The organism is Pantoea sp. Ap-870 (assembly GCF_011752515.1).
In the GTDB taxonomy this organism is placed as follows: Bacteria; Pseudomonadota; Gammaproteobacteria; order Enterobacterales; family Enterobacteriaceae; genus Pantoea; species Pantoea dispersa.
In genome coordinates, this window is record NZ_VWXG01000002.1 from 582,073 (window position 1) to 608,488 (window position 26,416).

At 60.1% G+C, this 26,416-nt stretch carries 18 protein-coding genes and 1 pseudogene; 12 read left to right on the forward strand and 7 right to left on the reverse strand.

Annotated features, from left to right (window positions below; genetic code table 11):
* Nucleotides 1-10: 10 nt before the first annotated feature.
* Nucleotides 11-1,330, reverse strand: a complete 1,320-nt coding sequence (locus F3J41_RS08865; protein WP_059011891.1) for an MFS transporter — start codon at nucleotides 1,328-1,330, stop codon at nucleotides 11-13.
* A 207-nt stretch (nucleotides 1,331-1,537) separates the two neighbouring features.
* On the opposite strand from F3J41_RS08865, the gene F3J41_RS08870 reads away from it, so the two are divergent.
* Nucleotides 1,538-2,710 carry an ROK family protein gene (locus F3J41_RS08870; RefSeq protein ID WP_166710742.1) on the forward strand — a complete coding sequence of 391 codons (1,173 nt, stop codon included), beginning with the start codon at nucleotides 1,538-1,540 and terminating at the stop codon, nucleotides 2,708-2,710.
* 102 nt (nucleotides 2,711-2,812) lie between these two features.
* Nucleotides 2,813-4,249, forward strand: coding sequence for a sugar porter family MFS transporter (locus F3J41_RS08875; RefSeq protein ID WP_166710744.1), 1,437 nt, complete (start codon nucleotides 2,813-2,815; stop codon nucleotides 4,247-4,249).
* Nucleotides 4,250-4,310: 61 nt separating this feature from the next.
* On the opposite strand, the gene F3J41_RS08880 is transcribed toward F3J41_RS08875, so the two are convergent.
* Nucleotides 4,311-5,060, reverse strand: a complete 750-nt coding sequence (locus F3J41_RS08880; protein WP_021509550.1) for an SDR family oxidoreductase — start codon at nucleotides 5,058-5,060, stop codon at nucleotides 4,311-4,313.
* Between the two features lie 143 nt (nucleotides 5,061-5,203).
* Here F3J41_RS08880 and F3J41_RS08885 point away from each other — a divergent pair, with 143 nt between their 5' ends.
* A complete protein-coding gene (locus tag F3J41_RS08885) occupies nucleotides 5,204-6,109 on the forward strand; it encodes a LysR family transcriptional regulator (protein WP_021509549.1) in 906 nt (301 codons plus the stop codon).
* Between the two features lie 213 nt (nucleotides 6,110-6,322).
* Nucleotides 6,323-7,186, forward strand: coding sequence for a DMT family transporter (locus tag F3J41_RS08890; RefSeq protein ID WP_166710747.1), 864 nt, complete (start codon nucleotides 6,323-6,325; stop codon nucleotides 7,184-7,186).
* A gap of 29 nt (nucleotides 7,187-7,215) precedes the next feature.
* On the opposite strand, the pseudogene F3J41_RS08895 reads toward F3J41_RS08890, so the two are convergent.
* Both F3J41_RS08895 and F3J41_RS08900 read right to left on the reverse strand, forming a co-directional pair.
* Nucleotides 7,216-9,030 (reverse strand): annotated as a pseudogene (locus tag F3J41_RS08895) (glycoside hydrolase family 15 protein).
* Nucleotides 9,031-9,104: 74 nt separating this feature from the next.
* The gene (locus F3J41_RS08900) at nucleotides 9,105-9,998 is read right to left on the reverse strand and encodes an SDR family oxidoreductase (RefSeq protein ID WP_021509546.1); all 894 of its coding nucleotides are present in this window, start codon (nucleotides 9,996-9,998) and stop codon (nucleotides 9,105-9,107) included.
* A 303-nt stretch (nucleotides 9,999-10,301) separates the two neighbouring features.
* On the opposite strand from F3J41_RS08900, the gene fdhF reads away from it, so the two are divergent.
* From fdhF to F3J41_RS08920, 4 genes are read left to right on the forward strand one after another with little or no spacing between them, the layout of a single operon-like run.
* Nucleotides 10,302-13,274: a formate dehydrogenase subunit alpha gene (gene fdhF, locus F3J41_RS08905; protein ID WP_166710749.1), complete on the forward strand. Its 2,973-nt coding sequence runs from the start codon at nucleotides 10,302-10,304 to the stop codon at nucleotides 13,272-13,274.
* Nucleotides 13,274-13,759, forward strand: coding sequence for a DUF1641 domain-containing protein (locus F3J41_RS08910; protein WP_166710751.1), 486 nt, complete (start codon nucleotides 13,274-13,276; stop codon nucleotides 13,757-13,759). Before fdhF ends, F3J41_RS08910 begins: the two co-directional genes overlap by 1 nt.
* A complete protein-coding gene (locus F3J41_RS08915) occupies nucleotides 13,752-15,122 on the forward strand; it encodes a cytochrome ubiquinol oxidase subunit I (protein WP_166710753.1) in 1,371 nt (456 codons plus the stop codon). The genes F3J41_RS08910 and F3J41_RS08915 overlap by 8 nt, the downstream gene beginning before the upstream one ends.
* An 11-nt stretch (nucleotides 15,123-15,133) precedes the next feature.
* Complete coding sequence (locus F3J41_RS08920; protein ID WP_166710754.1) at nucleotides 15,134-16,093, forward strand: cytochrome d ubiquinol oxidase subunit II; 960 nt, start codon at nucleotides 15,134-15,136, stop codon at nucleotides 16,091-16,093.
* Between the two features lie 130 nt (nucleotides 16,094-16,223).
* Here the strand turns inward: F3J41_RS08920 and F3J41_RS08925 are convergent, their stop codons facing one another.
* Together F3J41_RS08925 and F3J41_RS08930 are read right to left on the reverse strand one after the other, a co-directional pair.
* On the reverse strand, nucleotides 16,224-17,363 hold the full coding sequence (locus F3J41_RS08925; RefSeq protein ID WP_371815452.1) for an ABC transporter substrate-binding protein: 1,140 nt from the start codon (nucleotides 17,361-17,363) through the stop codon (nucleotides 16,224-16,226).
* Complete coding sequence (locus tag F3J41_RS08930) at nucleotides 17,353-19,485, reverse strand: TonB-dependent siderophore receptor (protein WP_166710756.1); 2,133 nt, start codon at nucleotides 19,483-19,485, stop codon at nucleotides 17,353-17,355. The genes F3J41_RS08925 and F3J41_RS08930 overlap by 11 nt, the downstream gene beginning before the upstream one ends.
* A 407-nt stretch (nucleotides 19,486-19,892) precedes the next feature.
* Here F3J41_RS08930 and F3J41_RS08935 point away from each other — a divergent pair, with 407 nt between their 5' ends.
* The 4 genes from F3J41_RS08935 (at nucleotide 19,893) to F3J41_RS08950 (ending at nucleotide 24,137) form a co-directional block, all read left to right on the forward strand.
* Nucleotides 19,893-20,786 carry a MurR/RpiR family transcriptional regulator gene (locus tag F3J41_RS08935; protein WP_021509539.1) on the forward strand — a complete coding sequence of 298 codons (894 nt, stop codon included), beginning with the start codon at nucleotides 19,893-19,895 and terminating at the stop codon, nucleotides 20,784-20,786.
* Between the two features lie 208 nt (nucleotides 20,787-20,994).
* Nucleotides 20,995-21,909, forward strand: coding sequence for an alpha/beta fold hydrolase (locus F3J41_RS08940; protein WP_166710758.1), 915 nt, complete (start codon nucleotides 20,995-20,997; stop codon nucleotides 21,907-21,909).
* A 131-nt stretch (nucleotides 21,910-22,040) separates the two neighbouring features.
* The gene (locus tag F3J41_RS08945) at nucleotides 22,041-22,637 is read left to right on the forward strand and encodes a TetR/AcrR family transcriptional regulator (RefSeq protein WP_058770527.1); all 597 of its coding nucleotides are present in this window, start codon (nucleotides 22,041-22,043) and stop codon (nucleotides 22,635-22,637) included.
* Nucleotides 22,638-22,685: 48 nt separating this feature from the next.
* Complete coding sequence (locus tag F3J41_RS08950; RefSeq protein WP_211075117.1) at nucleotides 22,686-24,137, forward strand: MFS transporter; 1,452 nt, start codon at nucleotides 22,686-22,688, stop codon at nucleotides 24,135-24,137.
* A gap of 32 nt (nucleotides 24,138-24,169) precedes the next feature.
* Here F3J41_RS08950 and F3J41_RS08955 read toward each other — a convergent pair whose 3' ends face one another.
* On the reverse strand, nucleotides 24,170-26,350 hold the full coding sequence (locus tag F3J41_RS08955) for a TonB-dependent siderophore receptor (RefSeq protein WP_166710760.1): 2,181 nt from the start codon (nucleotides 26,348-26,350) through the stop codon (nucleotides 24,170-24,172).
* Nucleotides 26,351-26,416 lie beyond the last annotated feature (66 nt).

Sequence of the window (26,416 nt, forward strand, 5' to 3'; positions counted from 1 at the left end):
AACGCTCCGTTTACTCCGATGCGATGGAATCTAACCGGCGCAGGCGCTGCGCCGCCGGGTTGTGCTGCTCGCCCGGGTCGAGCGGACTAAGCAGATAACGCCACGAGATAAACGCACTCACCAGATACAGGAAGGCGTAGCCCCAAATCACCCCGAGCGTGCCGAGCAGCGCGTTGATCGCCCCGTACAGCGCCGGACCGAAGAAGGTGGACAAACCGGCGGCGAAGCAGTAAATCGCCATGGCGTTACCTTTGTCCTTCGGCTGGCACAGCGATGAGAACAGCGCGGCGGCGGGCACGTAGCCGCACAGCGTGATGCCGTACAGGCACGCGCAGATCACGCTGAGCACAAAGCTGCCGTGGCTCCACTGCGGCACAAAGTACATCAGCAGCATCGAGACGCCGGAACCCAGGCCGCCGAACACCGTCAGCACTTTGCGCCAGCCGATGCGGTCACTCAGCTTGCCGACGATCGGATTAAAGCTCATGCCCACCAGTCCCATGATGGTGATCAGGCTGAGGTATTCGGTCTGGGAAAAGCCAATCTGTTCGGTGAAAAAGCCCGGCAGAAAAATAAAGAAGCCGAAATAGGGCGTGGTGTTGATAATGCGCACCACTGCCGCGGCAGCGATGCGCGGCTCACGCCACAGAATATCGATGCCGCCCATCAGCGTGCGCAGCGTGCCCTGCTGACGATGTTCGGCATCCAGCAGCGACTGATAACCGCTGCGCTCTTTCAGCGCCAGCAGCATCACCAGCAGACCGATCGCCACCAGACCCAGCGACAGCCAGAAGGTGGCGTATTCGCCCACCAGGCGGATAGAGAAGATCGCTACCAGCGAACCGAGCGTCGGCAGCCCGCCGGTAAACGCCAGCCAGAACCAGCCGGTGGCGGAGCCGCGCATCTCCGCCGGGGCCGCCGACTGAATCCACACCAGAAAGGCGTAGGCAAACATCGGGTAAGCCACGCCGCGCAGGCCATAGGTTAGTGCCAGCAGCAGCACGCTGTGCGACGGCAGCGCCACGGCCAGAAACAGCACTTCAAACACAATCCAGATCAGGCCGCCCGCCAGCATCACTTTACGCGGGCCGATCAGCGTTGACAGCGAACCGGCCAGCCATGAGCCCAGCGTGACGGTGACGCCGTAAAAGGCTATTACCCAGGCAGCGATATTCAGGGAGAAGCCGTTTTCGTGCAGATAGGGCGCGAGATAGTTGGACTCGACGCCGTCGCCAATCATAAACAGCAGGACCGCCAGATAGCCCCAGGCCAGCGCGGGCGGAATGCCGAGGCGGATCAGCCACGGATGGGTTGCAGGTGATGTTGTCATTATGTTTTCTCTGTAGGGTTGGTGTCAGCACAGCCAGATAAAGCGTTCGCCCGGCATTATCAGAACGTTTTTTACCGGGATAGCGCGAACGAGGTGTTATGAGCAGGGACTCTAAAGCACGGCAGGCGCGCAGGATGGCGCAACCATCACAGAAGTCAGTAAACACTGTTTAGTAAGATGAGCGCGGATGAAGCGAAAGGAGGCCGCGTGAAAACCGTCGGACTGAATAATTTCCAGGTGCGTAAGCACAACAAAGCGCTGTTTATGCAGCTGATGTGGCGTCATAAACGTCTGAGCAAATCGCAGCTGGCGCAGCTCAGCGGCCTGACCATTCCGGCGGCCAGCAAGATTTTGCAGGAGCTGCTGGAGCAGGGCCACGTGCAGCACTCCAGCGCCACGCTGAGCACGCGCGGCAACAGTAACGGCAGTTTTCAACTGCCGGCCGAGGGCGCGTGGACGCTGTGCCTGTGCGTCAAGCCGACCAGCATTGAACTGCAGCTGGCGGATGCGCAGCTGGTGGCGCAGGGCGACTATCAGCAAATCAGCATCAACGCGCAGACGCCAGAGCAGCAGCTGGCGGAGATTGAAACGGTGTGGCGCGCGACCTGTAAACGCTGGCCGAAGCGACAGATTAATCTGGCGCTGGCGGTGCACGGGCAGGTCGATCCGGTAACCGGCGTCTCGCAGCATATGCCGCAGGCGGCGTGGCGCAGCCCGCTGCAGCTGAAGTTTCTGCTGGAGGAGAAGCTGGCAGTTGACGTCCGTGTCGATAACGACTGCGTGATGCTGGCGCTGGCGGAAAAGTGGCTGAACCGCAATGCGCTGGCCGAATTCTGCGTCATCAATGTCGATTACGGCATCGGCTCATCATTTGTCATCAACGGTGAGATCTTTCGCGGCAACCTGTACGGCAGCGGGCAGATTGGCCACACCATTGTTGATCCGCACGGGGAGCGCTGTAACTGCGGACGGCAGGGCTGTCTGGAGACGGTCGCCTCGCTCAGCACGCTTAAGCGGCTGGCGCATCAGCGCGCGCCGCAGGCGGTGCAGCCTACCAGCCGTCAGCTGCTGGCCGCCTGGCAGGCCGGCGAGCCGTGGATCGTCGAGTGGGCGCAGCGCAGCGCGGAAGCCATCGGCATGAGTCTGTACAATTTCCTTAATACGCTGAATATCAATCAAATCTGGCTGTACGGTCGCAGCTGTACTTTTGGTGAGAACTGGCTGCAGACCATCGTGCACCAGATTGATTTCAATCCCTTCGATCCGCGCGATGCGCTAAAAAGCAAAGCCACCAACGTGCATTTTGGTCAGCTGGATCGCGCGCGTCAGGTCCTCGGCATCGGTTATCTCTATGTCGAGGCCGATCCCGGTACGGCGTAGTTTAGTAAACTCCTGTTACTAAAATCTGTGAGGGCCTGAACTTTCACCCTGCGGTATCGGTGGTGAGATAGCCGCACTTTGACCCTGGTGCGGAGAGTGGCCGTGAACAATCATCAACATCTGAATATGCGTTACGTGTGGAGCATCTGTCTGGTGGCAGCCTGCGGCGGTTTGCTGTTTGGCTATGACTGGGTGGTGATTGGCGGGGCCAAACCCTTCTATGAGGCCTGGTTCAACGTCACCGATCCGGCGGCATCCGGCTGGGCGATGAGCTCGGCGCTGGTGGGCTGCGTGTTTGGCGCGCTGGTGTCCGGCTGGTCAGCAGACAAGCTGGGGCGGCGGCTGCCGCTGATGGTCGCTGCACTGCTGTTTGTGGTGTCGGCGATCGGCACCGCGCTGGCCAGCAGCTTTACGCTGTTTGTCTGGTGGCGCATTCTCGGCGGCGTCGGCATTGGTATCGCCTCGGCGCTCAGCCCGATGTACATCGCGGAGATCAGCCCGGCAGACAAGCGCGGCAAGTTTGTCGCGGTTAACCAGCTGACAATCGTCATTGGCGTGCTGGCGGCGCAGCTGATCAACCTGATGATTGCCGATCCGGTCGTCGGCGCATCAACCCATGCGGCGCTGCGTGAAACCTGGAACGGTCAGGTTGGCTGGCGCTGGATGTTCGCCTCGGCCGCCGTGCCGTCGCTGGCGTTTCTGCTGCTGATGATGTGGGTGCCGGAATCACCGCGCTGGCTGATGCTGGCGGGTCAGCCGCAGCGCGCGCTGGCGATGCTGAATAAAATTGGTTCGCCTGCTTATGCGCAGCAGACGCAGCGCGAGATTGCCCGCGCGCTGGAACAGGATCGCCAGCAAACGCGCGCCCGCGCCGGCTCGCTACTGGCACCGCGCACGCTGCCAATTGTCATCACCGGCATCGTGCTGGCGATTTTCCAGCAGTGGTGCGGTATCAACGTGATTTTCAACTATGCGCAGGAGATTTTTGCTTCGGCTGGTTTCGATATCAACGGTACGCTGAAGTCGATCGTGGCCACCGGCCTGATCAATTTGCTGGCAACAGTGCTGGCACTGCCGCTGGTGGACCGACTCGGCCGCCGCAAACTGATGCTGATCGGCGCCGGAGGACTGACGCTGTGTTATGCACTGATCGCCGGTGCCTACACGCTGGGCATCACCGGCTGGCCGGTGCTGATTCTGGTACTGGCGGCGATTGCGGTTTATGCGCTGACGCTGGCGCCGGTCACCTGGGTGCTGCTGGCGGAAATTTTCCCCAACCGGATTCGCGGTCTGGCGATGTCGGTCGCCACGCTGGCGCTGTGGATTGCCTGTTTTGTACTGACCTACACCTTTCCCATCCTCAATGCCGGACTCGGTGCAGCGGGCAGCTTTATGCTGTATGGCGTGATTTGTGCGGCGGGCTTTGTCTTTGTGCTGCGTCGCGTGCCGGAGACCAAAGGCATATCGCTGGAGCAGCTGGAGCAGCAGCTCACCGCTGGCGAGCCGGCTGCGGTAGCAGGTGAGCATTCTCTGCGTTAACCGCAGCCATGCTTCAGGCAGAAAGCCGGTGCGCCAGGCGGCGCACCGGTGCAATACCCGCTTACACCTGCGCCATACCGCCATCGACAAACAGCTCGGCTGCATTAATAAAGCTGGCTGCGTCGGAGGCGAGAAACGCCACCACCTTGCCAATCTCTCCCGGCTCACCCAGACGACCGAGCGGCACCTGTGCGGCCAGCGCATCGAACAGCCCCTGGCGCTGATCTTCCGGCACCAGTCCGCCTAAGCCTGGCGTCTGCACCGGGCCAGGGCTCACCACGTTAATGCGGATGCCGCGGTCTTTCACATCCAGCGCCCACGAGCGGGCAAAGTTACGCACCGCCGCTTTACTGGCGCTGTAGACGCTGAAGCCCGGCGTACCCTGAATCGCGGCGGTGGAGCCGGTGAGAATCACCGACGCCTTATCGCTCAGCAGCGGCAGCGCTTTCTGCACGGTGAACAGCACGCCGCGGACGTTGGTGCTAAAGATGCGGTCAAAATGTTCTTCTGTGATGGCCCCCAGCGGCAGCATGTCGCCGCCACCGGCGTTGGCAAACAGGATATCCAGCCGGCCGGCCTGGCGCGCAATCTGCGCATAGACGGCATCCAGATCGCTTAACTTTGCTGCATCGGCGCGAATGCCGGTGGCGCCGCCGCCGATGCTGGCGACGGCCGCATCCAGCTCAGCCTGACGACGACCGGTGATAAACACGCGTGCGCCCTGTGCCGCCAGTTCCTGAGCGGTGGCGAGGCCAATACCGGAGGTGCCGCCGGTCACTAAAGCAATTTTGTCTTGCAGAATCAGGTTCATAGTATGTACTCCACAGTTGATCAGATTAAGTGGTGACGGCCTGCCGTCGCTGAAGTGCACTGTAGCGCTGCCGCTTTTACGGATAAATGGTGTAAAATCGAAAGGACTATTTCTCTGGGTGGATAATCAGGTAAGGGGCGACAATGGATCAATTGCTGGCAATCCGGGCGTTCGCCCGCGTGGTTGAGGCAGGCAACTTTACCCGGGCGGCCAATTCACTGGATATGCCTAACGCTACCCTGAGTAAGCTGGTGCAGGAGCTGGAAGCGCATCTCGGCGTGCGCCTGTTGCAGCGCACCACGCGCCGGGTCACGGTGACGGCAGAAGGGCGCGATTACTACGAGCGGGCGCTGCGCATCGTGCGCGATCTGGAAGATATCGATTGTGCGTTCAATAGCGTCACGACGAAACCGCACGGTCAGCTGCGTATGGATATCGGCGGCTCAACGGCGCGCGATGTGCTGCTGCCGGCGCTGCCCGATTTCGTCGCCCGGTTTCCCGACATCACCTTGGACCTTGGCGTGTCCGATCGCACCGTGGATCTCATCAGTGATAACGTGGACTGCGTAGTGCGCGGCGGTCCGCTGAGCGATTCGTCACTGGTGGCACGGCATTTAGGCAATGCGCAAATGATCACCTGTGCCACGCCCGGCTATCTGCGGACCTACGGCATTCCGGCGTATCCGCAGGAGCTGAACAATGGCCACCGCATCATCAGCTATCTGTCGCCGCAGAGCGGGCGCGCGTTTCCGCTGCGCTTCCGCCACGGCGAAGAGCGAATCGAGGTAAAGACCGCGCATCGCGTTGGCGTCAATGAGAGCAACGCGCACCTTGCCGCGGCGGTGGCGGGTCTGGGCATCATTCAGACGTTCCGTTACGCTGCGGCCGCGGATTTGCAGGCCGGACGGCTGGTGGAGATCCTCGCCGACTGGCGTCCGTCAGACTATCCGTTCCACGTGGTTTATCCGCAGAGCCGCCATCTCACCCAGCGCCTGCGGGTGCTGATCGACTGGCTGCGTGAGGTGTTTCCGCAACGGCTGAATGGATGACAGGGTGTAAACAATCTGTTAACGTTTGGCCTCAACCCCATGATACAGGCGCGTTTATGACACTCTCTGCTGATTCCGCATCGTCATCTGACTTTCGCCTGTATGCGCCTTGCTGCCCGCCACCTCCGGCACGCGTTGTGATTCGCTAAGTATCGAACTTCCTGCGCCTCGCTAAGCGAGCGCGCTAACAACGTTTGTTTCAGGAGCAATGCTATGCGTTCTTCCTCTTCGCTGACTTCGCAGGCAGCGACGTCAGGCTTTGTGCTGCTGTGGGGCAGCGCAGCCATTTTCTCGCGTCTCGGGCTGGATAATGCCTCACCGCTGGCACTGCTGGTGGTGCGTTTTAGCATCGCGCTGGTTGCGCTGTTGCTGGTGGGACTGTTTCGCCGCCGCTGGCTGCCGCAGCCCGGTACGCGCCCGCGCGTAATGCTGACCGGCCTGGTGTTGATCGGCGCTTATTCGCTGTGTTATTTCCAGGCGATGGCGGAGGGCGTGACGCCAGGGCTGATCGCCACCATCATGGGCATCCAGCCTATTCTCACACTGTGCCTGGTGGAGCGGCGTCTGCCAGGCAGGCGATTGCTGGGCTTAACGGTCGCGCTGGCGGGGCTGATACTGCTGGTGTGGCGCAGTCTGGCGGCGTCGCAGCTGCCGATCAGCGGCGTGCTGTTTGCGCTGGCCGCGCTGCTGTGCATGACCTTCGGTGCCATCATGCAGCAGCGGGTGACGCAGCATCCGGCGCAGGTGCTGCCGCTGCAGTACGGCGTGAGTTTACTGCTGTGCCTGCTGTTGCTGCCGGTTAAACCTTTTCATGTCAGCTTCACGCTACATTTCTGGCTGGCCGCGCTGTTCCTCGGCGTGATGATCTCCGTGGTGGCCCAGCTGCTGCTGTATCGCTTACTGAGCGCGGGCAGTATCGTTAACGTCACCAGCCTGTTTTATCTGGTGCCGGTGATTACCGCGCTGCTCGACTATCTGCTGCTGGGTAACCGACTGCCGTGGCTGAGCCTGCTGGGCATGGCGGCGATTCTGGCGGGTATCCTGCTGGTATTTCGTGCGCCACAGCCTTCACGTTAGTATCATGCCCCGCCAGCCGGCGGGGCATTTCAGCCATGATCGGTCAGCGCCTGCGCGGCGCAGATCAACGCCAGATGACTGAGGCCCTGCGGCATATTGCCGCGCCACTCATCGCTGCGCACGTCGAACATTTCATTGAAGGTTTCCACATTGCCGCGCTGGCACAGCTTGTCGAGGATCTGCTGCATGGCGCTTTCGGCACGCGTTGTCTCGCCCAGCGCCGCCCAGGCTTCCACCAGCCAGAACGAGCAGGCGATAAAAGTGCTCTCTTCCTGTTCCGTGCCGCTGTAGCGATACAGCATGGCGCTGCCGTGGCCCAGTTCCTGCTCAATGGCACGGTAGGTGGCCTGCATACGTGCCGGGTTGACGCGGCTACCGTAGGGATGCACCAGCGCCAGCGCAGCGTCCAGCCTGCCGTTGCTATCGGGATAAAATTCATACGACTGTTTCTCTTCGTTCCAGCAGTGCGCTTCAATTCAGCTGCTGATGCGGTCGCGCTCGCGCTGCCAGCGTTTCAGCCAGGTCGGTTCAATGTGGCGCGCTTCGGCCAGCGCCACGGCACGGTCGAGGGCCAGCCAGCAGGCCATCTTCGAATGCGTATAATGCTGCTGTTCCGGCAGTTCCCAGATGCCGCTGTCTTTCTGACGCCATAAATCGGCACAGTGGTTAGCCAGCCCACCCAGCATGCGTGAGGTGGCTAAGTCCAGCACGTGCCCGGCGCGAATAAACAGCTCGGCGGTGGCAAGCATGTCGCCATACATACTGAGCTGCAGCTGGTCGCGCGCGTTGTTGCCCACGCGTACCGGCTGAGAATGGTGATAGCCACGCAGCGGCACAAAGCGTTCGGCAGGCACTTCGTTGCCCTCCAGCGTGTAGCAGGTGCGCAGCGCGGTACCGTGGCGAATGATGGTTTTCGACAGCCAGGAGAACGCCGCTTTACAATCTTCCAGCGCACCGAGAAAAACAAAGGCTTTGATGATCAGACAGGCATCGCGTACCCATGCGTAGCGGTAGTCATAATTCTTTTCCCCGCCAATGCCTTCCGGCAGCGAGGTAGTGGCTGCCGCCGCCAGCGCGCCGGTGGGGGAATACCATAAAAATTTCAGCGACAGCGCCGAGCGGCGCACGTGCTCCGCAAAGCGGCCCTGATAGCTCAGGCTGCGGGTCCAGTCGCACCAGGCGGTATGGCTGGTTTCAATCCGGGTATCGATCGCCTCCAGCGGCGGCACCGCCAGCGGTTCGCGCTCGGTGACCAGCAACGCCACCAGCGATCGACTGTCCGCAGCCGTCCGCAGCGTAGCGCTGATTTGCTCATCGTCACGCTGTTCGATCTGCCAGTCCTCGCTGGTGCGCAGCATCGCCATCAGATCGCCGATATGGTACACGTCGCCCTGTTCGGTGCTGTCCTGCCACGGCGAGCGGGTTTCGGCAACGGTGCCAAAGCGCAGCGTCAGGCGCAGCGTCACTTCGCCGTCAACGCCTTCCACGCGCCGCGCCAGCTCACTCCACGGCAGACGACCAGCCAGCGTGCTGTTTAGCGATTCGGTCAGCAGTACGCTGCCGTTATCGGTAAAAAAGCGGGTTTCCAGTACGTTGCTGTCAGCACGGTAGGCGCGTTCGGTACGATAAGGGGCATCAGGTTCGATCTGGAAAAAACCGCCGATCTCGGGATCGAGCAGGCGATCAAACAGCGGGGCGGAGTCAAGGTTGGGCGCGCACCACCAGTCAATGGCGCCGTCGGGCGCGATCAGCGCCACCGACCGGCCCTCGCCGATGGCCGCGTAGTCACCGAGACGCGCGAAGCCCCGTTCGCGCACCGGCGACTGGAACGTTTGATTATTCATGGATCTTCCCTGTCAGCAGAAACGGCAGCGTGGCCGCCTGCTGGCAGCCACGTAATGCGGGTGGAATTCCCCGGTCAGACGGTACCGGTACCGCCATCGGAGCACCACACCTGACCTGAGGTGAAGCTGTTGGTGGTTTCAGCGAAGGTCACGTACAACGGCGCGATTTCAGCCGGCTGACCCGGGCGCCCCAGCGGCGCGCTGGCACCAAACTTCTCAATTTTTTCCTGCGGCTGACCGCCGCACACCTGCAGCGCGGTCCAGTACGGTCCTGGTGCGACGGCATTGACGCGAATTTGCTGCTCGCCCAGCTGCTTCGCCAGCGCTTTGGTAAAGGCAGCGATAGCGGCTTTGGTTTGCGCGTAATCCAGCAGAATAGCGCTCGGTTCATACGCCTGAACCGACGAGGTATTAATAATGGATGATCCGGCAGGCAGATATTCCAGTGCCGCTTTGGTGATCCAGAACATCGCGTAAACGTTGGTCTTAAAGGTGGCGTCAAAATCTTCCGTTGAGAGCGTACGGATAGACTCATTAAATTGCTGGCGTCCGGCGTTATTCACCAGAATATCCAGACCATCCAGTTTCTCTGCGGCTTCTTTTACCAGCTGCTGGCAAAAAGATTCTGAGCGAATATCACCCGGAATTGCCACTGCTTTACGGCCTTCCGCTTCGATTAATTGCACCACTTCAGCGGCATCCTGCTCCTCTTCCGGCAGATAGTTAATCGCCACGTCCGCCCCTTCACGGGCATACGCAATGGCTACTGCGCGACCAATGCCGGAGTCACCCCCGGTAATCAGCGCCTTGCGCCCGGTTAAACGGCCAGTGCCGCGATAGCTGGTTTCACCGTGATCGGGACGGGGTTCCATCTTACTGGCTAATCCCGGAATGGGCTGATGCTGCTTTTTGAATGGCGGCTTTGGATATTCCTGGGTAATCAGCGTTTTGTTAGTAAATGAAGTCATACCTATCTCCTTGTACAGTGGAACGAGTAAATTAAGCCTGGCAGAGATGTGATATTTGTCACGTCAAAAAATAAGCAGTCGCGATTTATTAAAGCGGGGCGGGCGTGGCTGAAATGATATTTTTAGTTACAAAATCACTAACGTAATGATTATTTTAACGCTGCGTAAGCCGTGCGCGTTATTAAGCGAGTCGGCCTGCTTGCGCGAAAGATATTTGTTTCTAAGCTCTAAGCATAACTTTACATAATAACCGGCGCTGGCCGGCCCGAATAATTATGAGCGATGGCTTAAACGAGGCGTTAAATGAGCGAAGCACAATGTACCATTATATTTAATGGTGAGCGCTTAAGCGGAACCGCAAATCAACCGTTAATTGATTTTCTGCAGGAGCAGGGAAAAAAACTGCCTCACGTCTGTTATCACCCGGCGCTGCCGCCGCTGCAAACCTGTGATGTCTGCTGGGTGGAGGTGGATGGCGAAGCGGTGCGCGGCTGCACGTTACGCAGCGCCGAGGGCTTGCGCGTGGTCAGCCAGAGTGCGGTACTGCAGGCGGCACAGCAGGAGGGCATGGACCGCATTCTCAATCGCCACGAACTCTACTGCACGGTGTGTGAGCACAACACCGGCGACTGCACGTTGCATAACACCGTCGCGGACATGCACATTCCGATTCAGTATTACCCCTACCAGCGCAAACCGGACAGCAAAGACCACAGTAATCCGTTTTATACCTACGATCCGGATCAGTGCATTCTGTGCGGACGCTGCGTGGAGGCCTGCCAGAATGTCGAGGTAAATGAGACGCTGTCGATTGATTACAGCGCCGATCACCCGCGCGTGCTGTGGGATGGCGGAACGCAGATTGCCGGTTCCAGCTGCGTCAGCTGCGGGCACTGCGTGACCGTCTGCCCGTGCAACGCGCTACTGGAAAAAACCATGCAGCCCGACGCCGGACCCTTCACCGCGATGGATGAAGACCTGAAGCGGCCGCTGATTGATTTCGTCAAATCGCTGGAAAACAGCATCGGCATGGAGCCGATCACCGGAATTTCGCTGATCGATGATGCGCTGCGCAAAGTCGAAATCAAAAAAACCAAAACCGTCTGCACCTATTGCGGCGTCGGCTGCAGTTTTGAAGTCTGGACGCGCGATCGCCATATCCTGAAAATCCAGCCGGTGGCCGATGCGCCGGTTAACGGCATCTCAACCTGTGTCAAAGGCAAATTTGGCTGGGATTTTGTGAACAGCCCGAACCGGCTGACCACGCCGCTGATTCGTGAAAACGGCCAGTTCCGCCCGGCCAGTTGGGAAGAGGCGCTACAGCGCGTGGCCGACGGCCTGCGCGCGGTGGCGCGCCAGCACGGCGGTAACGCCATTGGTTTTATTGGTTCCAGTAAAGCCAGCAATGAGGAAGCCTACCTGACGCAGAAGATCGCCCGTCTGATTTTCGGCACCAATAACGTGGACAACTCCTCGCGCTATTGCCAGAACCCGGCGACGGAAGGGCTGTTTCGCACCGTGGGCTACGGCGGCGATGCCGGTACGCTGCGCGATCTGCAGCAGACCGACCTGATCATCACCGTTGGCAGCAACCTGGCGGAAAACCACCCGGTTTTCGCGTCACATATCAAGCAGAGCCACAAACATCGCGGACAAAAGCTGCTGGTGGTCGATCCGCGCCGTCACGAAATGGCTGAGCGCGCCGACTGTTATCTGCGCATCCGTCCCGGTACCGACATGGTGTGGGCGTCGGCGATGGCGCGCTACATGTTCGATCACGGTTATGCCGATGAAGCATTCCTGCGCACGCGCGTCAATCAGGTGGCGGAATATCGCGCGTCACTGGCGCCGTTTACGCTTGAGATGGCCAGTGAAATCACCGGTCTGAGCGTGGCGCAGTTGACCGAAGCCGCCGAGATGATCGGCAACGCGGGCAGCGCCTGCCTGCTGTGGGCGATGGGCATTACGCAGCACAGCCACGGTGCGGATACCAGCACCGCGCTCTCCAATCTGCTGCTGGTCACCGGCAACTACGGCCGCCCTGGCACCGGCGGTTACCCGATGCGCGGTCACAATAATGTGCAGGGCGCCAGCGATTTTGGCTGCTTAAGCAATGTCTATCCCGGCTACGAAAAAGTGACCGATGCGCAGGTGCGGGAAAAATGGGCGCGCGCCTGGGGCGTGGCACCGGAAGCGCTTTCCGAGGAAGCCGGGCTGGATAACTTCATGATGGTGGAAGACGCGCATAAACAGCGGGTGCGCGCCATGTACATCATCGGCGAAGAGACCGCCTTTTCTGATGCGGACTCGACCAAAGTGCACGAAGCCTTTAGCCGGCTGGATTTCATGGTGGTGCAGGACATCTTCATGAGCCGTACCGCGCAGTTCGCGGATGTGGTGCTGCCCGGCTGTCCGAGCCTGGAGAAAGAGGGCACCTTCGTGAATACCGAACGGCGCATTCAGCACTTCTCGCCTGCGTTTGCACCGCTCGGCGACAGCCGGCCTGACTGGCAGATACTGACGGAGGTCGCGGCGCGTCTCGGCCATCACTGGCACTACCCGAATCCCGGCGCCATCATGGCAGAAGCTGCGGGTATCGCCGCGCTGTTTGCCGGAGTCAGCTATGAGAACCTCGTCGGCTGGCAGTCACAGCTGTGGCCGGTAAACGCCGACGGCAGCAGCACGCCGCTGCTGTACACCGAGCGTTTCGCCTTTCCTGATGGCAAAGCGCGTCTGTATCCACTGACGTGGCAGCCACCGATGGAAGCGCCCGATGAGCAGTACGATCTGCTGCTGAACAATGGACGTATGCTGGAGCATTTCCAGTCGACTAATCAGACCGGGCAGGGCGGGCGCATCAAATCGCTGTCGCCCAACTGGTTTGTTGAGATTTCGCCGCAGCTGGCGCAGGAGCGGCAATTACAGCAGGGCGACTGGGTGGAGCTGCGTTCGCGCCGGGGCAGCGTAGAGGTGCCAGTGGTGGTGACCGAACGGATGGCCGGCAATGTGCTGTTCATTCCTATCCACCATGGCAAACCGGGGGTGAACGGGCTGACCGGTGAACACCACGATCCCGACGTCAACACCCCGGCCTACAAAGAGATTGCGGTGACGATGCGTAAACTGGCGCATGCGCCACAGCCGCACCCGATTCCGCTGCACAACTTCCGCCACGGCCAGCGCACACCGCTGGATCATCTGCCCGTTGAACAAAAATGGCAGCAGCCTGAATACCGGCTGCCGCCTGAACACGTTTCGCATCCGGAGAAAAGCTAATGGCCGAACCGCTGCACTATCAACCCAGCCCGACGCGCACTGAACCCAGCGCGCAGGAAGCGCTGAATGAGCTGCTGGAGAATCTGCATCAGCACGGTTTCCTGCGTCTGGCTAACGACGTGGTAAAAGCCAACAATGACATCGGCAAAATCGTCGCCGCCGGGCTTAACCGGCCCGGCACGCAGAATGCGGTTCAGAACCTGTCGCTGCTGTTTATGACGCTAAGCACCGTACCGCCGGAACGCTTCAACCATTTGCTGCTGGCGCTGCGCGATGCCCTGCTGGCGATGAAGCCGGCCAGCGACACGGCGCAGCAGGAGAAAAGCGCGCCGGGCGTCAGCGGTGTGCTCAAACTGCTGAATGATGAGGCGCTGTGGCAGGGCATCCGGCCACTGCTGGCGGCGCTGGAAACCTTCGCGCGCGCCATGCAGGGTGATGAGGAGAAGCCGATAACCCGCTACAGCGGTAAGCCGAGCCGTGAGTAGCCAGGAGTGGGTGCTGCTGATCGCGCGCGGTCAGTTTGCCCTGACGATGGGCATGCACATTACCCTGGCAGCACTGACGCTGGGGCTGGCCCCGTTTCTGGTGTGGTTTGAAGCGCGCTGGCTATGGGGCAGGCGGCCGGAAGCGCATCAGGCGCTGCACTTCTGGATCAAGGTATTCGCGCTCACCGTGGCGATTGGCACGGTTTCCGGCGTGATCATGGAGTTTCAGTTCGGCACCCACTGGTCGGTGTTTGCCAGCAAAGCGGGCGGCATTATCGGTCCGCTGATGCTGTATGAAGTGCTGATCGCTTTTTTCCTCGAGTCGGCGCTGACCGGCGTGATGCTGTTTGGCATCGATCGGGTGAAACCCGGCGTGCATTTCGCCATTACCTGTCTGGTGGCGCTTGGCGCGATTTTCAGCGCTTTCTGGATCCTTGCCGCTAACTCCTGGATGCAAACGCCGCGCGGTTTTACGCTCAATGACGCCGGCCAGTTCACGCCGGACAGCGCCTGGAGTTTGATTTCCGCGCCCTCGTTTGGCTGGCGGCTGGCGCACATGCTGCTGGCCTCATGGATCAGCGTGGCGTTTTTGCTGGGTGGCGTCGCAGCGTGGCGCCTGCTGCGTAATGCTGGCGAGGCCGCCAGCCGGCTGATGCTGCGCAGCGCGCTGACGGTGTCGCTGTGCATCCTGCCGCTGCAGATGGTGGTGGGCGATTTGCACGGCGAAAACACCCGTGACTATCAGCCCGCCAAACTGGCGGCGATCGAGGGCAGCTGGCAGCCGCCTGCGCCAGGGGAGGGCGAGCCGCTGCGGCTGTTTGCGCTGCCCGATCAGGCGCAGCAGCGGAATCACGCCGAGCTGGCGCTCCCGGCTATCGGCTCGCTCTACCTGCGCCATAACCTCAGCGGCCACATCAAAAGCCTGGGTGAGTTTCCGCGCGACAGCCTGCCGCCGGTGCTGCCGGTGTTTTTTGCCTTTCGCCTGATGGTGGGACTGGCGCTGCTGATGCTGTTGAGCAGCCTGGCGGGCAATGTGCAGCGCTGGCGCGGTCGTCTTGATCAGTCGCGGCGCGTGCTGCGTCTGCTGGCGCTGATGTCACCGGCTGGCTTCATTGCACTGCTGGCGGGCTGGGTGGTGACGGAGGTCGGCCGGCAGCCGTGGACGGTATACGGCATGCTACGTACCGCCGACAGCCTGGCACCAATGTCCCTCGGCAGCAGCGTCGCCATTTTCGTGTCGGTGGTGGTGATTTACGCACTGAGTTTTGCCTTTGGCCTGTGTTATCTGCTGCGCCACCTGGCGGCACCGCTGCCGGATCCGCAGGCGACGGCAGTAGCGGAAACCATACAGACGCCAGCCTGAGGAGGGTGAGGATGTTGGTCGAACTTTCTGCGGTGCTCCTGCTGTTTGCCCTGCTGATGTATCTGGCGCTGGATGGCACGGATAGCGGCGTGGGGATGCTGCTGTACAGTTTCGACCAGCCACAAGAACGGCAGTGGATGGTGCACAGCCTGCTGCCGCTGTGGGATGCCAATGAAACCTGGCTGGTGTTGCTGGCAGGCGGCATGCTGGCGCTGTTTCCGCCGCTGTACAGTCTGCTGTTACAAACGCTGAAAGTGCCGCTGTTTCTCTTCCTGCTGGCGCTGTTTTTGCGCGGGCTGGCGCTGGCGTATCGCGGCCAGCCTGGCGAGACCGGGCGACGCTGGCTGGACCGGCTGCTGATGTTCAGCTCGCTGCTGGCGGCGTTTCTGCCAGGCTGGATGAGCGGGTTGATGCTGGTGTCGCGTCCGCCCAGCGGGATTGTGATTGATTTTTCGCTGGTGCCGCTGCTGTGCGGTCTCGGGCTGGTGGCGGTTGATCTGCTGCTGGGCTGCTGCTGGCTGTGCTGGCGCATTGGTGAGCCGGTGGTGGAGCGGGCGCGGGCGCTGGCCATGCTGTGGTGGGTGGTGACGCTGGCTTGCTTTATCGCCGTGCTGCTGCTGGAGCCGGCGCTGTGGCAGCAGAGCTGGCAGCGCTGGCCGGGAAAAGTGTTGCTGAGCCTGTTGCCTGCGCTGTGGCTGTTGCAGCTGCTCACGCTGTGGCGGGAAGCGATGGTGGCGTTGCTGATGATCACGCTGGTACAGACGGGCGTGGTGGTTGCGGCGCTGGCGTGCGGGCTTTATCCGTGGTTGCTGCCGTGGCAGCTGGAGATGCACCAGCAGGCCTCCTCGCCGGTGACACAGGGGTTCGTGGTGACGGGGCTGCTGATTGTGTTGCCGCTGACGCTGCTGTACCACAGCTGGGCGTTCTTGGTGTTTAAGCGCCAGCCGCAGGCAGCGCAGCGGTCGCCATAAATGGCGACCCTACAGGGACCATTCCCGGGGGCCATTAATGAATACCGGCATCGGATCTGAGGTCATCTGTAGGGTGCGCATTCATGCGCACCGGAATGGCTGCACAGAAATATCAGGGTGAACAGCACGGTTAATCCACCGCCGGAATGCGCATAAACAGCGTGCCGCGATAGGGGATCGGCAGGAAATCACGGAACAGGGTTTCCAGCGTCTGCTGCGGATCGATGTCGGCGAACAGCTGCGGATATAGCGTTTTTGCCATAAACTCGGTCACCGCAATGTGCCACGGGCTGAGGTAAAAATTCATCCAGATTGCCGCTGCATGGCCGTTGCGAATCGCCTTCAGCTCACGCAGGCCGTTCTGCTGCGCGGTGAGCTGGCGGAAACTGCTCAGCGCCGCGTCGGGCGCGACGTCCGGCCCGAGGCGCAGCAGGCCTGCGCTGGCGTTATCGCCAAAGCCGGTGGCAAAGTAATACTCAGGCTGGGCTGCGATCACCTGCTCCTCACTCAAACGGCCAAACACGCCGTGCTGAGTTTTGCCAGCAATATTGTCGCCGCCGGCGGCGTTGAGCAGCTCGCCCAGACTGCCGTTAATCGCCGTCACGCAGCACTCGTTGCGCCGTCCCAGATGCAACTGCAACAGCACCGTGGGTTTCGGCCCGTGATAGCGCGCCAGCCGTTCCTCAATCACCTGCAGATGCGCACTGTAAAAGCGGTTGAATGCCGCCGCGCGCGCCTGCTGATTCAGCACCTCACCAAAAATCTCTACGCTGCGCCGGGTGTTCTTTAACAGATGTACGCGCAGATCGATCTTCACTACCGGAATATGCGCAGCATTCAGGATGCTGACCAGCCTCAGATCGGCATCATCGTAGCGCGCCAGGCTGGGCAGAATGACCACGTCCGGCCGCAGGGCGAGAATCTGCTCCGGATTGATCGCCTGAGGGCCGCCCGATCCGAGCGTCGGGATGTTCAGCATCTGCGGAAACCGCTGCGCAAAACTGTTCCACGTCTGGCTGTCATACTTTTGCAGATCGCGCGGCCAGCCGACGATGTGGCGGAACGGGTCATCCGGCGCCAGCAGTGCCAGGGTATACAGCATGCGGCTTTCACCCAGCACGATGCGCTGCGGATTATCGGGAATCTCCACCCGATTGCCGTCAATATCGGTGATCACCCTGGCCAGCGCGCTGGTGCTGAACGCCAGCAGCAGGAGGGCTGCCAGCCAGGCACGCCACGTCAGCGGCTTTTTCGCTCGATCAGAATTCAACGCTGGCCTCGACCATCATGTTACGGGTTTCCCCTTCGCGCACGCGCAGGTTGCCGCCGCTGGAGGTGTAATAGTGCTTATTGAACAGGTTATTCAGGTTAAGCTTCAGCTGGGTTTTCTCGCCAAACAGCTGATTATTCCAGGCGATAAAGCTGTCGGCGACCACATAATCCGGCAGCGTAAAGCTGTTCTCCGGATCACCGGCGCGTGAGCCAACGTAGCGCGCACCGCCGCCGAAGCGGAAGTCACCGGGAATGCCGTTCAGCGTCAGGTTATGGCTCAGGTAAAGCGCCCCGGCGTGACGAGGTGCATTCTGCAGGCGGTTGCCATTGTTCGCCGGATTGACGCCATCGTCGACGATTTCAGCCTTATCGTAGCTGTAGTTGGCGCTCAGATCCCAGCCCGGCAGCACTTCCCCATTGAGCTCAAATTCAGCGCCGCTCGAACGCGCTTTATTGATGGCGCGCGTGGTGCCGTTAATGTTGAGCGACATATCGCGTTCGTCGATGCGGTACAGCGCTACGCTGGCAAACAGCCGGGGCGAAATCTGCCACTTGCTGCCCACTTCCCATGTGGTGCCCTGTTCCGGCTTGCCGACGTTGCCGTCATCGTCGACGTCAGTCGACGGCGTAAAGGATTTGCTCACGCTGCTGTACAGTGAGACATCCGGCGTCAGTTTGTAAATCAGCCCGGCCTGCGGCAGGAACTTGTTGCCCTCGCTATCCAGCGTTTGCACCACCGGATCGAAGCCCTTTGACGCGCGCTGTTCATAGTGCTGATAGCGTCCGCCCAGCACCGCAATCCAGTCGTCGGTGAGCGAAATGCTGTCTTTGGCGTATACCGAGCGACTGTGCAGGCGGTTAAGCAGGTTAGCGTTGGCGCTGTTTTCACTGCTGCTGTTGGTGAGCGGTGCCAGCATATCGTATTGCGGATCGTACAGGTTGAAGGCGGTGTTCGCTTTGCCCTGATACTGGTGCGCACGGTAAGTCTGGTTCATTTCATAATCGGTGCCGAACACCACATCGTGCGTCATGCCAAACAGCTGCGGTGAACCGATCACATCCCACGCCACGTATTTGGTTTTATGGTTGAAGCCACGGTTGGCGTCGGCGCGGCGCGTCACCACGCCGGTGGTGGGGTTGATCGCCGTAACCCGCACTTCGTTGTTGTCGTACTGACGCTGGTTCCAGCCAAAAGTCAGGCGCGTGCTCCACGCCTCATTGAACTGCCAGTCGTAGTGCGCGTTCAGGGTTTTATTGTGGCCCCACGCATGGTTAGCTTTATCGTCCAGGCGATCTTTATAGCCAATCGCTACCGGCTTACCGTTAACAAACGCCGTGCCGCGATCGTAGGGAATATCGTATTGATAATCTTCGTAGCTGATGAGGAAGCTGGCCTGCTCGCCATACCACTGTAGCGAGGGGGCGATTAAGGTGTGTTTATCGCTGCCGAAATTGCGCCAGTAATCCTGATTCTGCTTTTCGGCAATCAGGCGGAAAGCAAAACCGTTGCCGAGCGGGCCGGTGACGTCCAGCGTGCCGGCGCCGCCGCCCTCGCTGGCTGCGCGACCGCTGACTTTGGTGTGCCAGGTGTATTGCGGCTTTTTGCTCACAATATTGATCACGCCACCGGGATTCTGGATACCGTACAGCAGCGAAGCCGAGCCCTTCAGCACCTCGACACGTTCGGTGGTGGCATCAAAATTCAACCCCTGGCTGCTGCGCACGCCATCACGATAGATGGAACCATCCGAGTTGCTGCCAAAGCCGCGGCGTACAAAGCCATCTTCGGTACCTGCCAGCGTATTGCCTTCGCTTACGCCGCTGACAAAGCGCAGCGCGTCGGCGAGGCTGGCGGCCTGATAATCCTCCAGCTGCTGTTGCGTCACCACGCTCACCGATTGGGCTTCATTGAGGCGCGACACCGGCGTTTTACTGGCGACCGAACTGCTGGTGGCGCTATAGCCGTCGTCACTGTTTTGCTGCTGCGCCGTCACGGTGAGGGTGCTGTTTTGTTCAGCGGCAAGGCTGTCAGTACTGCTGAGTGCCGTTACGCCGTAAATAGCGGCAAGGATAGCCGGATGGCACAGTAATTTAACCGCCCGCGGTGAGTTGTTCTGCATCGAATATAAACCTGGTGTAATTGCGGGATTATTTATTCCGCGCAACGAAGCTATCAGTAAAATACTGCCGTTGACGAACAGGACATTCGCGGCCCGGCATTGTTATGCCATCAGTCAGCGGAAAAAGGCGGCTGAGATGTAATTGAGAATCATTCAAACATGAAAAAATGTAGTAGTAAACGTAAATGATGGTGTGGATACTACAGCAGAACGCGGTAGAAAATTTTGAACCGGGATTGTCAGAAAATTTATTTACAATCAGTCGATTATGCTTTTTTTGTAGTTTGAGGCTGGCCGGGTTAAGCCAGGCGTGAAGGGAGTGGGCAGCGGTAGCGGCGCAAATTTTTACTACAAGCCGGCCTGCCGACGCGGTTCACAACGATGCGGTATTACTAACAGGCAACATAATGGCGGCAAATAACATTAAAAATCGGGTGGATGTATTCGGTGAACGCTACCGTGCGCGCGTCACGACATTATCGGCCAGCCTGCAAACGGTGGCGCGATATATCCACGAACATCGTGAGGCTATATTAGACGCGACTGCATTGGATATCGCCCAGGCCACCCAAACCTCTGACGCCACCGTGGTGCGCACCGTGCAGGCGCTGGGCTTTGCCGGTTTGCGCGATCTGAAAACCACGCTGGCAGCGTGGTTTGGTCCGGCGCAAAACTCGGAAGAGAAGATGAGCGCGACCATCAGCGAACTGTCGTGTGACATCAACTCCGGCATCGATTTTGTGCTGGGCGGCCATCAGCGCGCCTGCGAAGTACTGGCAGAACCGGTCAACCGTCAGGCGGTGGCGGCTGCGGTGACACTGCTGCTGGAAGCGCGTCAGGTGGCGCTGTTTGGCATCAACGCTTCCGGCATTCTGGCGGAGTACAGCGCGCGACTGTTCCGGCGCATCGGCCTGCCGGCGGTGACGCTTAACCGTGCCGGGATTGCGCTGGCAGAACAGCTGATAACGCTACAGCGCGGCGATGTACTGATCATGATGGCGCAGAAATCGGCGCACCGTGAGGGCATGACGACGCTGAAAGAGGCGCAGCGGCTGGGTATGCCGGTGATTCTGCTGACCCACGCGCTGGATTCGGCGTTTGCGCAGCAGGCGGATGTGGTGATTAACGTGCCGCGCGGCGGTGAAAATGGTCGCATGCCGCTGCACGGTACGGTGCTGGTGTGCCTCGAAATGCTGATTCTGGCGGTGGCCTCCGCCAGTTCGGCACGCACGGTTAAAACCATGAAACGCATTCAGGATCTCAATCGATCGCTGAAACCCACGGCGAAGAAGGCGGGATAACCGCACATCACTCAGGCGCGGCGGCGGGACGATTCACTCCGCCGTTCGCTTCCGGATCTATTTCACAGACTCGCTTGCAAGGCGCGCGTGGCTGTCGTTAATATTAAGGAAATAAACATTTCCTTAATGAGTCCGCGTTAACGGCGCGGTAGCGCAGAATCGCATCCAATAAGGAAACACTCTTTACCAAAATAACCGGAGAACGCTTATGTCACTGCCTGCCCTGGACGCCGCGCCGCGCTGGTCACAGCCCGTCGATCACCTGCCGCAATTTAACCATGCTTACGCCACGGTGGCGGGTGTGCGGCTGCACTACGTCAGCGGCGGCAATGTGCAGGGGCCAACGCTGGTTCTGCTGGCGGGCTTTCCGCAGAGCTGGTTTGCCTGGCGTAAGGTGATGGCGCAGCTGGCGGCAGACTATTTCATCATTGCGCCGGATCTGCCCGGCCAGGGCGATTCCGACAAGCCTGCCAGCGGTTATGACACCACCTCGCTGGCGCACAGCGTGCAGGGATTGTTGCAGCAGTTAGGGGTTGAGCGTTACTACCTGGTCGCGCATGACGTGGGTGCCTGGGTTGCCTGGCCGCTGGCGATGCTGCACGGTGATGCCATCAGCAAACTGGCGCTGCTGGATGCCGGCATTCCCGGCGTGACGCTGCCGGATGCGCTGCCTGCGACGCCGGACAAAGCCTGGAAAACCTGGCATTTTGCTTTTCACCTGTTGCCGGATCTGCCGGAAGCGCTGATCGCCGGTCGTGAAGCGCTCTATCTGCAGTGGTTTTTGCAGCGCAAAGCAGCCAGCCCGATGGTGTTTGGTGACGAAGAGATGGCGGAATATGTGCGGCTGCTGCAGCAAAACGGCGCGCTGCGCGCCGGCATGGCGGCGTATCGTGAGGTCAGCACCTCAGCGGAGCAGAATCGTCAATTGTTGCAAACCCGGGGAAAACTGGCGATCCCGCTGCTGGCGGTGAGCGCCGATCAGGGTTCGATTGCCGATATGGCCCAGCCGCTGCGCACCTTTGCGGCCGATGTCAGCGGGATTCGCCTCGCGCACTGTGGTCACTTTATCCCGGATGAGCAACCGCAGGCGCTGGCCGACGCGTTACGTCAGTTTTTTGTGTAACGCATCACTCAACCCTGATTATCCACGCGTAAGCGGCCGCGCCGTGAAGGGGCTGCGGCTGACTTGCAATAGCCACTGCATTGCGGCTAAGATAGGAACCAGTTGGTTTATAATTACAGGGGAGGGCAGTGATGAAGAACCTGACCGTCATCGGTCGCCCGCGCGAGTTCGAGCTGGAAGAGGCCGCCCGCAGCGCCATGCACGTTTTCTGGGATCGCGGCTATGAAGCGGCGTCGCTACCGGATTTGATCGCCGGGACCGGTTTATCGCGCGGCAGTCTCTACAAGGCGTTCGGCGATAAAAAAGGGCTGCTGCTGGCCGCGCTGGATATCTACATGACCGAAGGTCTGAAAGCCACCTCGGATATTCTGGCGCAGCCCGGCGCGGTTAAAGCGGCGATTCGCGCCTCGCTGCTGCGTTATGCCGCGCTCTCCAGCGGCGAGAAAGGGCGGCGCGGTTGTCTGGTGGTGTCACTCACCACCGAGATGGCCGCGCATGATGAACAGATTGCCGAACGCACGGGGCGCATGTTCCGGCGTTTGCAGCAGCTGTATGCGGCAACACTGGTACGCGGTCAGCTGAGCGGAGAACTGCCCGAGCGTGATGAGCAAGTGCTGGCCCGCTTACTGGTTTGCCAGATTGAAGGGATGCGCATCCTCGGTAAAACCGGGGCAACGGAAGCAGAAATGAACGCCGTAGTGGACTGCACGATGCGTCTGCTCGACTAATTTTTTTATCCATATTGGAACCAATCGGTTCCTTAGTGAGGTGTTGTGATGTCCGATCCGCACGCGTTAAATCCCGAGCCACGCCGCTGGGCGATGTTTATCGTCCTGCTGACAGGCGCATTTTTACCCCCGCTGGACTTCTTTATTGTCAATGTGGCGCTGCCGTCGATTCAGAGCGACTTGGCCACGTCCGGCTCGGCGGAGCAATTTGTCATCTCGTCCTATGCCGGGTTTTATGCCGTCACGCTGATCACCGGCGGTCGCCTCGGCGATCTGTTTGGCCGCGGGCGCATGTTCTTCGTTGGCCTGACCGGTTTTGCGGCGGCTTCTGCGCTGTGTGGCTTTGCCTGGTCACCGGGTGCGCTGATCGCTGGCCGCGTGCTGCAGGGCATCACTGCAGCGATTATGGCACCGCAGGCGCTGGCCTCGATTCAGGCGATTTTCCCGGAGGCGGAGAAATCGCGCGCGCTGAGCCTGTACGGCGCGGTATTTGGTCTGGCCTCGGTGATCGGTCAGGCGCTGGGCGGCATCCTGATCTCACTCAACCTGTTCAATAGCGGCTGGCGCGCCATTTTCCTGGTCAATCTGCCGGTGGCGCTGCTGGTGGTGTTGTTTGGCATCCCGTTGATTAAAGAGACGCGAGCTCAGCACGCGCGCAAGCTGGATTTTGGCGGAATGGGACTGTCGATGATGACGCTGGGTCTGCTGATCGTGCCGCTGATTGAAGGACGGGAAGCGGGCTGGCCGCTGTGGGCGTGGCTATCGCTGCTGCTGGTGCCGGTGCTGGGCACTCTGTTCTGGCGCTATGAAAGCCGGCTGGCAAAGCAGGGCGGTGATCCGCTGATCGATCCGGCGATTTTCAGCGTGCCGGGGCTGGGGCTGTCCCTGCTGCTGGCGCTGCTGTTCTACTCGATTGGCGTATTCTTCCTGCTGTTCTCGATCTATTTACAGGGCGCGCTGCATCAGGGCGTACTGAGCGCCGGGCTGATCTTTCTGCCCTTTGGTGCGGGTTTTCTGCTGGGGCCGTTGTCCACGCCCTCTGCGCGACGGCTGATTGGGCCTTACGTTAACGCCACTGGGATGGTGCTGGAAGTGGCTGGCCTGCTGGGCCTGGCGTGGCTGATGGCCAGCACGCCGGTTGGTGTGTCACCGGCGGCGCTGCCGCTGGCCCTGGGCCTGTTTGTGGTGGGGTTTGGCCAGGGGCTGGCGCTGCCGACGCTGATGCACATCGTCACCGGACGCGTGGCACCCGCCTGGGCCGGGATGATTGCCGGTATCGCCAGCTCCACCTTGCAACTGAGCACGGCGCTGAGCGTGGCCATTATCGGCGGGATCTTTTATGCCGTGCTGGGCACGGGCACCGGGCCGGGAGAGATTACCCATGCCTTCATCGTGGCGATAGTGTGTATGTCGATCTGTCTGGCGGCCGGCGCGCTGTTGAGCATCCGGCTGGCGCGCAGGCCTGCCGCACAGCCGGCGGTGCTTAAACCCCTCAGCTAAGTTCGGTCGCTCAAATCAATCGCGTCCATTCCTCAGAACGACATCGTGACACCGGCGTACCAGGCGCGGCCCGGTTCGTTATAGGTCGATGCCCCGGCATTTTCGCGATAAACGCGCTTGTCAAACAGGTTGTTGATACCGGCGTTGGCGCTCAGGTTTTTAGTGATGTCGTAGTTGAGGTTCAGTCCGACAATGGAATACGGGCTGATTTCACGCTGCGACAGACCACGGCTGGCCTCGAGGCTGGTTTCCGCATACTGACGTGGCTTCTGCCGGCCGTATTGCGTCCAGTTGATGTTGGCGCTGAGCGCCTCGGTCGCCTGCCACTCCAGCTGCGAGTTGATGGTGAATTCCGGGATCACCGTCAGCGGGTTGCCGGTTTTTTTGCTCTCCGAGCGGAACATATAGGTGGCATTGGTGCGCCACTCCAGCGTGTCGGCGATCAGCGGGATGCTCAGATTGCCTTCCAGCCCTTCGACGATCGCCTTGCCGCCGTTTTCCCAGCGCAGCAGGTTATACGAGCCGGTTGAAGCCACCGGCGTGGTGCCGGAGATGATTTTGTTTTTGTAATCATTGCGGAACCAGGTGATGCCCGCGACATAGCCCTGATTACTGAACTCGATGCCCACTTCTTTATTCACGCTGATCTCGGGATCGAGGTCTTTGCTGCCCAGCAGGTAACAGCGTGACAGGCCAATCGGACAACCGTTGCCGCGCGTCGACAGGATATAGCCCTCAGTGGACTGATACAGGTTGGGCGCTTTAAAGGCGCGCGCAATTCCGGCTTTCAGCGTGAAGTAATCACCGAGGCCCTGCGACAGGTTGAGGCTCGGGCTCCAGTTAGCGCCAAACTGATCGTGATAGTCGAAGCGCAGGCCGGGAATCACTTCGGTGGAGTCTGTGGCGGCGATGTTGTCTTCGAAATAGAGCGAGCTGATGGTGGCGCTGTTTTTACTGTCACGCTGCGAACCGTCGCTGGAAACGCCGCCGAAATCGACGCCCGGTGCGCTGGTGGCCTGTACCGATGCCGGATCGTTAAGCTCATCGCGATTCCACTCAGCACCCAGCGTAACGGTTTGATCGACCAGCAGCTGCAGCGGGAAATTGATCTCCCCGCCGGCGCGATAGCTCTCCAGCCGGCTGGTAGCGTACGTATCGCTGTTGATCATCCCTTCGGTGCTGCCGCCGGAGCCTTCTTTCAGGCGGGTGTTATTGGTTTTCTCATAGCTAAAGTTGAGCTTAGAGGTGCCCCAGTCCCAGATGCCGTTGTGCACCACTCCGTAGTTCTGGCGATACAGGCGGTTGGTTTCGCTGCCGTACAGCGCTTCAACCAGTCCGTTAGCGCTGGCATTGCTGTTGCTGTTTTGCGTGTCGCCGGCATAAATATTGCCCTGGCGACTGTAGCCATAGCTGAAATCGACAATCTGCGTCGGGGTGATTTTCCACGACAGCACGCCGTTGATGTCTTTATTACGTACCCCTTCGCGTCCGGCGGCGTAAGCGCCATTTTGCGCGGTATTGATGTCGAAGGCGTCGGCATCCGTTTTGTTAAGGTTGCCGTACAGCCGCATGGTGAGTGCCTCACCGGCCAGCGGACCGCTGAGGTTGAAGTTTGCGCGGCGGGTGGCGCCTTCCTTGTCATCTTCTGGCTGGTTAGTGAACAGCGACAGCGAACCGTGCCAGTCATTGGTCGGGCGTTTGGTAATAATGTTGACCACACCGCCGGCGGCACCGGAGCCATAACGGGCAGCGGCCGGACCGCGTATCACCTCAATGCGTTCCACCATTTCCGGCGGTACCCAGTTGGTATCCCCGCGTGAGTCGCGCTCACCGCGCCAGCTGTAGCGCACCGAGTTACGGGAGGTGACCGGCACGCCATCGATCAGCACCAAAGTGTTTTCCGGGCCCATGCCGCGAATGTCGATCTGGCGGTTATTACCGCGGCTGCCGCTGGCGCCGTTACCGGTGAGGTTAACGCCGGGCATTTTGCGGATGATGTCCGCGAGGTCGTTAACGGGCGGACTTTTTTTGATGTCTTCAGCGGTAATGGTGGAAACTCCCGGCTGCTGCCTCAGCTCCTGCTCTGCCGTCACAATCATCGACTCATCGTCGGCCAGCTTCTCCGTGGGTTCAGCGGCAAACACCGGTGAGGTTAACAGGCCCGCCAGGCACAGTGCGACCGGACGCTTTTTGCCACATACAGTTACATTCACTTATATCATCTCCCTGATGCGTTAACATTTGTAAGCAAATGCGCATGATAATGAGAATGGTTTGCA